Below are 9,462 nucleotides of genomic sequence, written 5' to 3' on the forward strand. Positions count from 1 at the left end.
AACGAATTACCGATTTCTGTCCCACTCTCTCTTTCTTTCGTAGCAAATACCAGCGATTTTATAGAAAATATGGCATACTAGACTTAGAAGAAAGCGAGGTAATCTCATGGAACAATTTTTAGAAGATATTAAAGATCTTGAAGTCACAACTGTCGCGCGTGCGCAAGAAGCGATCGATCAAAAAGAAACAGCAACCTTCTTTATCGGACGCAAGACTTGTCCTTACTGCCGGAAGTTCGCTGCTAAATTAGCAACTGTCGTAGCTGAAACAAAAGCTCATATCTATTTTATTAATAGTGAAGAACCAAGTCAGCTAGACGCATTACAACCCTTCCGCTCAACTTACGGCATCCCAACTGTCCCAGGATTTTTACATGTCGAATCTGGTGAAGTCACTGTTCGTTGCGACTCATCCATGTCTGAAGAAGAAATCAAAGCATTCGCTCATCTATAAAAAAATAGCTAGAGAATAATCTCTAGCTATTTTTCATTTTCCGAAAAAGTCGTCCAAATCTTCTGCTGAGCTTTAGCAAAAGGATAATTGGAAAATTCTTCTGGTGTTAACCAAACAGTCGATTCGCTTGCTGGTTGCTCTCCTTCTTTTACTAGACCGAATCGAATCTGAACCTGCCACTTGCGATGTGAAAAGACATGCTGGACGATAGGATAAGATCTGTCCTGCCAATCAATGGCCAAATCATAGTCCTGTTCAAAAGAAAGAATTTCTGGGTTACGCTCTGCTTCCCCCTTCCCATCCAATAGAGATAATTGGCCTAGGTTCCCAGATAGGCTTTCCACTTCGATCAAGGGGAAATGCCAGAAACCTGATAAAAGCCCTTCTCGCTCATTTTTCTCCAGCAAGTAGCGACCTTGACTATCCTTGATAATAAAAGCTGTTAGATAGACAGGTACCGGTTTCTTCTTGGGAGTCTTAATGGGATAACGATCCATGGTCCCATGTTGGTAGGCCGCGCTAAACTCCTTAACAGGACTCTCTTCTGGCCGTGGGTTGACTGGGGATTCAATATCTGATCCCAAATCCATCAAAGCCTGATTGAAATCACCAGGTCGGGCCGGATCGATCAAGATTTCCATCATGGCTTGAAAAATCTTGCGATTGGTCTGTACACCAATATCGTAGTCCACCTCAAACAAACGGGCTAGAACACGCATGACATTGCCATCCACTGCTGGCTCTGGTAAACCAAAGGCAATACTAGCAATGGCACCAGCTGTATAAGGCCCAATTCCCTTGAGTTTAGATATTTCCTCATAACTTGATGGAAACACTCCTCCGTGATTTTCCATTATCTGCTGGGCAGCTTTCTGCATATTGCGGACACGTGAGTAATATCCCAAGCCTTCCCAAGCTTTTAAGAGTTTTTCTTCAGGAGCTTGAGCCAAATCAGCGACCGTCGGAAACCAGTCTAAAAAACGCTCATAATAAGGAATCACCGTATCGACACGTGTCTGCTGGAGCATAATTTCTGAGATCCAAATTTTATAAGGATCCTGGGTCCTTCTCCAGGGAAGATCCCGTTTATGGGCATCATACCAGACTAATAACTTTTCTCTGAAGGAAGCAATTTTTTCCTCCTCCCACATGGTAATCCCGTAATCGTTTAAATCTAACATATTCCTAGTATACCATAGAATGAGTTAGAGTTTAGAAATTCTGATTTTATAAAGAAAAAGAGGCTGGGACAAAAGTCCTAGCCTCTCAATTATTTTTGGATTGTCGAGCAAGACGCAGTGGTTGAGTGGGCTCTACTACGCTGATTTCATCAGCTTTTACAGCCCTACTCAACTGTGCGGAGGTGGGACGACGAAATCGAATTTTAACAAATTACCGATTTCTGTCCCAATCTCTAAATGCATTTCTTATTGCTCTACAGCTTGAGCAGCCGTAATCAAGGTTAATTTATAGACGTCATCTGCATTACATCCACGAGAGAGGTCATTGACTGGTTTGTTCAACCCTTGCAATACTGGACCTACCGCTGCAAAGCCACCAAGACGTTCAGCCATCTTGTATCCAATGTTACCTGCCTCAATACCTGGGAAGATAAAGACATTGGCTTGACCTGCTACCTTGCTTCCTGGAGCCTTCAAGGCTGCAGTTGCAGGGACAAAAGCTGCGTCAAATTGCAATTCCCCGTCAATTTCAAGGTCTGGACGAAGTTCATGAGCAAGCTTAGTCGCTTCGACAACCTTATCAACACTTTCGCCGAAACCAGATCCTTTTGTTGAATAGCTCAACATAGCAATTTTTGGATCAATTCCAAACATCTTGGCTGTGATAGCTGAGTTGATGGCAATTTCGGCTAATCCTTCAGCATCTGGATTGATGTTGATAGCACAGTCCCCAAACAAGTAGCGTTCAGATCCACGAACCATAAGGAAAGCTCCTGAAGTCCGTTTTACATTTGGACGAGTTTTGATAATTTGAAGAGCCGGACGAACAGTGGCAGCTGTTGAGTGAATCGCACCAGATACCATCCCATCAACAATTCCCATGTGCACTAACATGACACCAAAATAGTTAACGTCATCTTTCAAGACTTGACGCGCTTCTTCTTCTGTCATTTTGCCCTTACGACGTTCTACTAAGGAAGCTACCATTTCTTCAAAACCTGGATAAGAATGAGGATCGATGACTTCATATCCATCCAAAACCCCTTCGATCTCAAGATAAATCCGAATTTTATCCGGATTACCAAGCAAGACAGGGGTTACTTCTGTCTCGTTCACAATGCGTTTTGTCGCTTGGAGGATACGAGGTTCTTCACCTTCTGGTAATACAATACGTGCATTCTTACCAACGAGGTTGGCTTTGAGATTTTCGAAAACTTCCATGAGTTTTACTCCTTTTAATAATTAATAACTAGTTTGAAGCTGTGTTAATACAGCTTGGAAATCTGGAGGCAGTGGACTTTCTATGACCAACTCTTCCTCTAGAAATGGATGATAATAGGATAGGCGATGACAATGAAGGGCTTGGCGCTCAATGCCGTCTTCTAAACTGCCGCCATAGAGATCATCTCCCAAAAGCGGAAAGCCAATATGGGAAAAATGAACGCGGATCTGATGGGTTCGACCTGTGTGTAACTGAATATCCACTAGGTGAATATCACCAAAAGATTGAACAACCTGGTAGCTTGTATGAGCATACTTGCCACCTTTAGCTACCTTTCGGGTGATAATTGAATCTTCATCACGCGCAATCGGAGCAATAATCTCTTCGACAGGATCAAGCTTCCCAGATCCCTTGACCAAGGCATAATAGCGTTTCTGAATCGTTTTAGACTGCAATTGCTTATCCAAGCGAGCATGGGCATAGCCATGTTTGGCAAAGAGCATAACGCCACTTGTATCCTTGTCCAAACGAGTAACAATGTGAACCTGCTGGTTCTCGTAGCCCTGCTTCACATAGTAGCCCTTTACAAAATTTGCTAAGGTATTGGAATGAATCGCACTTGGAATCGATGCAATGCCAAAGGGTTTGTTTAAGACCAAAAAATGATCATCTTCAAACAAAATATCCAAAGGCCGATCCATGGGTTTTAGGGTTTCGAACCCTTCTTCTGCTGGAATATCAATGACCAAGCGATCTCCAATATCCAACAAATAAATCGCATTCTCCGGACGTCCATTGACAAGGATCTGGCCACCACGAAACTTAATCTTTGCTAAGAGCCCCTTAGAAACCTCATGCTTTTTCAGGAAGGTCTTGACCTTGACATGCTCATCGACAATGAATTCAAATCTCATTCTCTATCATCTCCGATAAAGGCATCCTTGACCCGATTCCAGAAGCTGGTGTGACTGGAGCTTGCCACAAAATTAATCTTATGGTTGTCAATCTGGTATTCTACCTTTGCAATATTGCGATAAGAATAGGTTGAATTGTCAACAGAGATAATGTGGAAGCCAGGTCTTGTCGGTGTAATCTCGATCTTATCCTTTTTAGGGACAATGACAGAAGAACCCAAGGTACGATAAACACGGTTGTTGAGACTGGCGATCTCAGCGATCTGTAGCGCTTCAATAGTTGGGTGAAGGACTGCTCCTCCCAAGGATTTGTTGTAAGCCGTACTTCCTGTAGGAGTCGAAACGGTAATCCCGTCTCCTCTGAAGCGCTCAAAATCCACTCCATTAATCGTGAGATCAGCAACCATGGTCCGGTCGCTTCTCTTAATCGTCGCTTCGTTCAAGGCTCTCATGGTACGGGTTTCCCCATTTTCGAAAGTAATCTTGACATTCAAAATAGGGTAAGAAACCTTAGCTCCAGTATCATATTTTAAGTTCTCAACCAGCTTATCGATTTCACTGTCTAAGTAATCTGTATAAAATCCTAAGTGTCCGGTATGGACGCCAACAAATCGCACCCGATCCAACTGGTGTTCATACTTGTGAAAAGCCGATAGCAACATCCCATCGCCACCAATTGAAATCACAATATCCGGGTGCTTCTCCGTCAAAATAAAATTATTTTTCCGAAGCTTGTAGCGCAACTGCTGAAAAACCTCTTCACTTTGACGCTTGCGATTGCGAATAATGGATACTTTTTTACCTGTAGTCTTCATCTGTGTCATCACTATTTCCAACGCCATCATTTAACTTACGATGAAGTGGATCAAACAGGGCTTGAGCCTCCTGAATCGCATCCCGAATTGCCCCCATCTCTTCATCCAAGAGATAGGCCAGGTTTGCTGTCGTCTCTAAGCGTTTTTTGATCTCGTCTGGAAAGTCTCCTTTATATTTATAATTAAGCGAGTGTTCAATGGTTGCCCAAAAATTCATGGACAAGGTCCGAATTTGAATCTCTGCTAAGATCGTTTCATTTCCATCAATGGTATCGACCGGATACTCGACCACGACGTGGTAACTCCGGTAGCCACTTGATTTCTTGTGGCGGATGTAATCTCGCTCTTGGACCACGCGCATATCCTGCCGTTGTCTCAGAACCTCTAGGATCTCTTCGACGTCATCCACAAACTGGACCATGATGCGAAGACCAGCAATATCTTGCATATCCTGAGCCAGATTTTCTTCAGAAATATTTCTTCGGATCATCTTTTCGCGAATGCTCTCAATCGGCTTGACCCGTCCTGTAACAAACTCAATTGGAGAATGCTTTTGTTGCTTACGATATTGCTTACGAATCCCACGCAGTTTGATTTTTAATTCCCCAACTGCTTGGATATACGGATCTAAGAAGTTTTCCCAATCAATTGCCATCCTACCACCTTGTAATCTGAACCATTTTTGTATACAATAAACACATCTCTTATTATATCATGAATCGCTTTTGAAAAAAAGCAAAGGACCACAAAATGAACCATTTAGAAATTGAATACAAAACCATGCTAGACAAGGAGGAATACCAATCCCTCCTTCCACTTTTTGCTGATACAGAATTGGTTGTCCAAACCAATCACTATATCGATACACCCGACCAGCTCATCCGTAAGGAAAAAATGGCCTTGCGGGTGCGTACTTTCACAGATCAGGCTGAATTGACTCTCAAAGTCCCTGAAGATGTTGGCCATTTCGAGTACAATCAAGACCTCAACCCAGAAGAAACCAAGGAGATTCTTCAACACCAACAGTTTCCTGACGGAGAAATCAAAAACCTCTTGATCTCTAAAGAAATCCCCGTTGAACACCTCGCGGTCTGGGGAAGCCTTACAACAGAACGATTCGAAAAAGAAACTGATGCAGGCTTAGTAGCACTAGACCACAGTCTCTATCTAGACACTGAAGATTATGAGTTGGAAATCGAGGTCGAAACTGCTGAGCAGGAAGAAAATTTCCATCAGTTCATCAAAGAGCATGGAATCGTCTACAAAGCTGCTAAAAATAAAATCGCCAGATTGGCGGAAAGATTGTAAAATAGCTGAAATTATCGCAAATTTTTGCTAAAATAGTGCTAAGATCAAAAATCTAAATGAGGTTGGAATCACATGTCAGATAAAAAAAATATGAAGCTCTTCTCTCTCAATTCAAATCCAGAGATTGCGCAAAAGATTGCGGATCACGCTGGGGTTCCACTTGGGAAAATTTCATCCCGTCAATTCTCAGATGGTGAAATCCAAGTCAATATTGAGGAAAGTGTTCGTGGATATGATATTTATATCATTCAATCAACCAGTTTCCCTGTCAACAATCACTTGATGGAACTCTTAATTATGGTAGATGCTTGCCAACGGGCCAGCGCAAATACTGTCAATGTGGTCATGCCTTACTTCGGTTATGCTCGCCAAGACCGGACTGCTGCTCCTCGTGAACCAATCACTGCTAAACTCGTCGCAAACATGTTGGTCAAAGCTGGGGTGGATCGTGTCGTCACACTGGATCTCCATGCAGTGCAGGTTCAAGGTTTCTTCGATATTGCCGTGGATAACCTCTTTACCATTCCACTTTTTGCAGAGCACTACATCAACAAAGGTCTAACTGGTCCTGATGTTGTAGTCGTCAGTCCTAAAAATTCAGGTGTCAAACGAGCTCGTAGTTTAGCAGAATATCTTGATGCACCGATTGCCATCATTGATTACGAGCAAGATGATGCGAACCGTGATTATGGCTATATTATCGGGGATGTCAAAGATAAAAAAGCGATCTTGATTGACGATATCCTCAATACTGGGAAGACATTCTCAGAAGCTGCGAAAATCGTCGAACGCGAAGGTGCTACTGAAATTTATGCTGTTTCAAGCCATGGTTTATTTGTGAAAGGAGCTGTCGAGTTATTAGACCAAGCTCCAATCAAAGAAATCTTGGTAACTGATTCTGTTGCCCCAAACGGATCAACTCCAAAAAATATTAACTATCTGACAGCTAGCGAACTGATCGCTGAAGCTATTGTTCGCATTCAAGAAAGAAAACCTGTTAGTCCTCTATTTGCCTACCACAAGAAATAAGGTCTTAATGTGATATATTTTGATAATGCCGCAACAACTCCCCTTCTACCTGAAGTCATTGATAAAATGTCTGCAACTATGAAGACCACTTTTGGAAATCCATCGAGTCTTCATGCTCATGGGCGGATGGCTAGTAAACTCCTTCGAGAGTCTCGCGAGCAGATTGCTCAGTCCCTCCATACTCTTCCAAATCGGATTTTTTTCACCTCAGGTGGATCAGAAAGTAATAATACCGTTATAAAAGGCTACTGCTTGAAACACCAAGCAGATGGCAAACACATCATTACTACCGCTTTGGAACACCATGCGGTTCTAGAACCCATCGAATATCTTGTAGAACGTTTCGGATTTGAAGTTACGATCGTCCAACCAAGAGATGGACGCATTCAGGCTAGTGATATCAAGGCGGCTCTTAGACCGGATACCATTCTTGTCTCTACCATGTTTGCCAATAACGAGACAGGCGATCTTCTACCGATTAAAGAAATTGGAGAACTCTTAAAAAATCATCCAGCTGCCTTTCATGTTGATGCTGTCCAAGCAATTGGAAAGGTCCCTGTCTATCCCGAAGAGTTGGGAATTGATTTTCTCAGTGCTTCTGCCCACAAATTCCATGGACCAAAGGGCGTCGGTTTCCTTTATGCAACCTCCCCAGATTTTGATAATCTTTTACATGGTGGGGATCAGGAAAGTAAGATGAGAGCCAGTACGGAAAATCTCATTTCTATTGTCGGGATGGCAACCGCGCTTCAGCAAGCTACACTTCATCAAGAAGAAAATTTCCACCAGGTTCAAAAACTCGGCCAAGAGCTAGTCAATGGTTTAGCAGCCTACGACTACTACGTAAATGCGAATGAGAATCATCTTCCATTTGTTTGGAACCTTGGCTTTCCGGGTGTCCAAAATGACGTTTTACTGATGCGACTCGATCTTGCTGGAATTTCTGTCTCTACAGGTTCTGCTTGTACCGCTGGTACAGTTCAACCCAGCCATGTCCTTGAGGCGCTCTATGGAAAAGATAGCTCACGCCTAAAAGAATCCCTTCGAATTAGTTTTTCAGAACTCAATAGCGTAGAGGAGGTTCAAGACTTCCTCTCAAAACTTAAAGAAATTTTATCATAGGAGAACAATATGGCTTTTGAAACAAGTGTTTCATTGAAAGACTGCAAATATACCTATAGTCTACACCCAAATGTTAAAAAATATACCTTACGTGACAATACATTTGCTGTTACAAAAGTTGGAAATTACGAGTTAAATCGTTTGCTCGAAGCTGTTCCAAATAGCGGTGAAGGCTTCTTGCTTAAAATTATCTTCAACAAAGACCTCACAGGTTTTAAAATCAATATTACAGATAAGTCTGGACTTCGTCTGGTGAATATCTTTAAAAATCCAGAAAATGACATTATCCAACAAAAATTTTATTTCCTAATGGATAGTCTTGTCGAAAGAGAAATTTTCAACAAAACAGAGGTCTAATATGGTAACCCTAACTTATATCGACGCTTACCAAGTAGAACGAATGACTACTTATCCCGACCTTGCAGCCTGCATCCTAGCATTTTCAGGCTGTGTAACCCTGCCTGACTCTTACTCAATTGTTTCCATTGAATACAAGGGTGAAAAACTCCCCTATAAGGGGAGAGTCGATGGGCTCTATGCTTTTTTGAAAAAGTTAGAGCAAGCTGAAAACTAAGCTGATGCTGATGGAACTCTCCCATCACCATCAGCTTTTTCTTTAGACAAAAATATTTTTGAAAAACCGTTCAAGATAGTTGATTTTTTCACAATCTTCCTATACAATAAGAGGGAAAGGTTGTGATATTGTGAAACATGATAAAAATACTCCAATTCCACGCGCAACAGCAAAACGCTTATCGCTCTACTACCGCATTTTTAAACGCTTTAACTCTGAAAAAATAGAGCGCGCCAATTCCAAGCAAATTGCGGATGCAATTGGGATTGACTCTGCTACTGTTCGCAGAGATTTTTCTTATTTTGGTGAATTGGGAAGACGTGGATTTGGTTATGATGTAAAAAAACTGATGAACTTCTTTGCAGATCTTTTAAATGACAATGCTATTACTAATGTCGCTATTGTTGGGATCGGAAATATGGGAAGCGCCCTTCTTAATTACCGTTTCCATGAGCGAAATAAAATGAAAATTGTCATGGCTTTTGATGTAGATGATCATGAACTGATTAATACCAAAAGTAAGGATGGGATCCCCATTTATGGGATTTCTACGATCAAAGAGAATCTCAAAAAAGAAGGCATTCAAACAGCCATTCTAACTGTTCCAAGTGTTAAGGCTCAAGAAGTTGCTAGTCTTTTAGTAGATGCTGGTGTCAAAGGAATTCTAAGCTTTTCTCCAGTCCATCTGACAGTTCCTAAAGAGGTTGTTGTCCAATATGTCGATCTTACTAGTGAATTGCAAACACTTCTTTATTTTATGCGTAAAAACGAAGAATAAAGACTTATACATTAACAAGAAAAGAGGCTGAGACAAAAATCCTAGCCTCTCAATTATTTTTGGAT

At 41.8% G+C, this 9,462-nt stretch carries 12 protein-coding genes; 7 read left to right on the top strand and 5 right to left on the bottom strand.

Features of this window, described 5'->3' with window-relative positions; all coding sequences use genetic code 11:
• The first annotated feature begins 106 nt into the window (after positions 1-106).
• Positions 107-454: a DUF6568 family protein gene (locus tag HMPREF2704_RS08665; RefSeq protein ID WP_070674046.1), complete on the top strand. Its 348-nt coding sequence runs from the start codon at positions 107-109 to the stop codon at positions 452-454.
• A gap of 26 nt (positions 455-480) precedes the next feature.
• Here the strand turns inward: HMPREF2704_RS08665 and mutY are convergent, their stop codons facing one another.
• From mutY to HMPREF2704_RS08690, 5 genes are all read right to left on the bottom strand, one after another.
• The gene (gene mutY, locus HMPREF2704_RS08670; protein WP_070674043.1) at positions 481-1,635 is read right to left on the bottom strand and encodes an A/G-specific adenine glycosylase; all 1,155 of its coding nucleotides are present in this window, start codon (positions 1,633-1,635) and stop codon (positions 481-483) included.
• A 246-nt stretch (positions 1,636-1,881) separates the two neighbouring features.
• The gene (gene pta / locus HMPREF2704_RS08675) at positions 1,882-2,856 is read right to left on the bottom strand and encodes a phosphate acetyltransferase (protein WP_021153149.1); all 975 of its coding nucleotides are present in this window, start codon (positions 2,854-2,856) and stop codon (positions 1,882-1,884) included.
• Between the two features lie 21 nt (positions 2,857-2,877).
• Positions 2,878-3,771: an RluA family pseudouridine synthase gene (locus HMPREF2704_RS08680; protein ID WP_070674040.1), complete on the bottom strand. Its 894-nt coding sequence runs from the start codon at positions 3,769-3,771 to the stop codon at positions 2,878-2,880.
• Complete coding sequence (locus HMPREF2704_RS08685) at positions 3,768-4,586, bottom strand: NAD kinase (RefSeq protein WP_282188909.1); 819 nt, start codon at positions 4,584-4,586, stop codon at positions 3,768-3,770. Before HMPREF2704_RS08685 ends, HMPREF2704_RS08680 begins: the two co-directional genes overlap by 4 nt.
• Entirely contained in the window at positions 4,570-5,241 is a 672-nt protein-coding gene (locus HMPREF2704_RS08690) for a GTP diphosphokinase (protein WP_023918039.1), read from the bottom strand. The genes HMPREF2704_RS08685 and HMPREF2704_RS08690 overlap by 17 nt, the downstream gene beginning before the upstream one ends.
• A gap of 95 nt (positions 5,242-5,336) precedes the next feature.
• Here HMPREF2704_RS08690 and HMPREF2704_RS08695 point away from each other — a divergent pair, with 95 nt between their 5' ends.
• The 6 genes from HMPREF2704_RS08695 to HMPREF2704_RS08720 all read left to right on the top strand — a co-directional run bounded on the left by HMPREF2704_RS08695 (position 5,337) and on the right by HMPREF2704_RS08720 (position 9,397).
• Positions 5,337-5,894, top strand: a complete 558-nt coding sequence (locus HMPREF2704_RS08695) for a CYTH domain-containing protein (RefSeq protein WP_024055732.1) — start codon at positions 5,337-5,339, stop codon at positions 5,892-5,894.
• Positions 5,895-5,966: 72 nt separating this feature from the next.
• Positions 5,967-6,923, top strand: a complete 957-nt coding sequence (locus tag HMPREF2704_RS08700) for a ribose-phosphate diphosphokinase (RefSeq protein WP_070674037.1) — start codon at positions 5,967-5,969, stop codon at positions 6,921-6,923.
• A gap of 9 nt (positions 6,924-6,932) precedes the next feature.
• Entirely contained in the window at positions 6,933-8,045 is a 1,113-nt protein-coding gene (locus tag HMPREF2704_RS08705) for a cysteine desulfurase family protein (protein WP_070846278.1), read from the top strand.
• Positions 8,046-8,054: 9 nt separating this feature from the next.
• Positions 8,055-8,402, top strand: coding sequence for a DUF1831 domain-containing protein (locus HMPREF2704_RS08710; RefSeq protein ID WP_003015156.1), 348 nt, complete (start codon positions 8,055-8,057; stop codon positions 8,400-8,402).
• A gap of 1 nt (position 8,403) precedes the next feature.
• Positions 8,404-8,619, top strand: coding sequence for a DUF4649 family protein (locus HMPREF2704_RS08715; protein WP_070846280.1), 216 nt, complete (start codon positions 8,404-8,406; stop codon positions 8,617-8,619).
• Positions 8,620-8,749: 130 nt separating this feature from the next.
• Entirely contained in the window at positions 8,750-9,397 is a 648-nt protein-coding gene (locus HMPREF2704_RS08720; protein WP_049506210.1) for a redox-sensing transcriptional repressor Rex, read from the top strand.
• The last annotated feature ends 65 nt before the right edge of the window (positions 9,398-9,462 follow it).

The sequence above is a fragment of the Streptococcus sp. HMSC076C09 genome (genome assembly GCF_001837905.1).
Classification (GTDB): Bacteria; Bacillota; Bacilli; order Lactobacillales; family Streptococcaceae; genus Streptococcus; species Streptococcus parasanguinis_I.

What these genes read in the sequence shown, in the direction of transcription:
- HMPREF2704_RS08715 (WP_070846280.1), top strand. Translation starts at nt 8,404, where the DNA reads ATGGTAACCCTAACTTATATCGACGCTTACCAAGTAGAACGAATGACT.
- HMPREF2704_RS08695 (WP_024055732.1), top strand. Translation starts at nt 5,337, where the DNA reads ATGAACCATTTAGAAATTGAATACAAAACCATGCTAGACAAGGAGGAA.
- HMPREF2704_RS08690 (WP_023918039.1), bottom strand. Translation starts at nt 5,241, where the DNA reads ATGGCAATTGATTGGGAAAACTTCTTAGATCCGTATATCCAAGCAGTT.
- mutY (WP_070674043.1), bottom strand. Translation starts at nt 1,635, where the DNA reads ATGTTAGATTTAAACGATTACGGGATTACCATGTGGGAGGAGGAAAAA.
- HMPREF2704_RS08700 (WP_070674037.1), top strand. Translation starts at nt 5,967, where the DNA reads ATGTCAGATAAAAAAAATATGAAGCTCTTCTCTCTCAATTCAAATCCA.
- pta (WP_021153149.1), bottom strand. Translation starts at nt 2,856, where the DNA reads ATGGAAGTTTTCGAAAATCTCAAAGCCAACCTCGTTGGTAAGAATGCA.
- HMPREF2704_RS08680 (WP_070674040.1), bottom strand. Translation starts at nt 3,771, where the DNA reads ATGAGATTTGAATTCATTGTCGATGAGCATGTCAAGGTCAAGACCTTC.
- HMPREF2704_RS08665 (WP_070674046.1), top strand. Translation starts at nt 107, where the DNA reads ATGGAACAATTTTTAGAAGATATTAAAGATCTTGAAGTCACAACTGTC.
- HMPREF2704_RS08685 (WP_282188909.1), bottom strand. Translation starts at nt 4,586, where the DNA reads ATGAAGACTACAGGTAAAAAAGTATCCATTATTCGCAATCGCAAGCGT.
- HMPREF2704_RS08710 (WP_003015156.1), top strand. Translation starts at nt 8,055, where the DNA reads ATGGCTTTTGAAACAAGTGTTTCATTGAAAGACTGCAAATATACCTAT.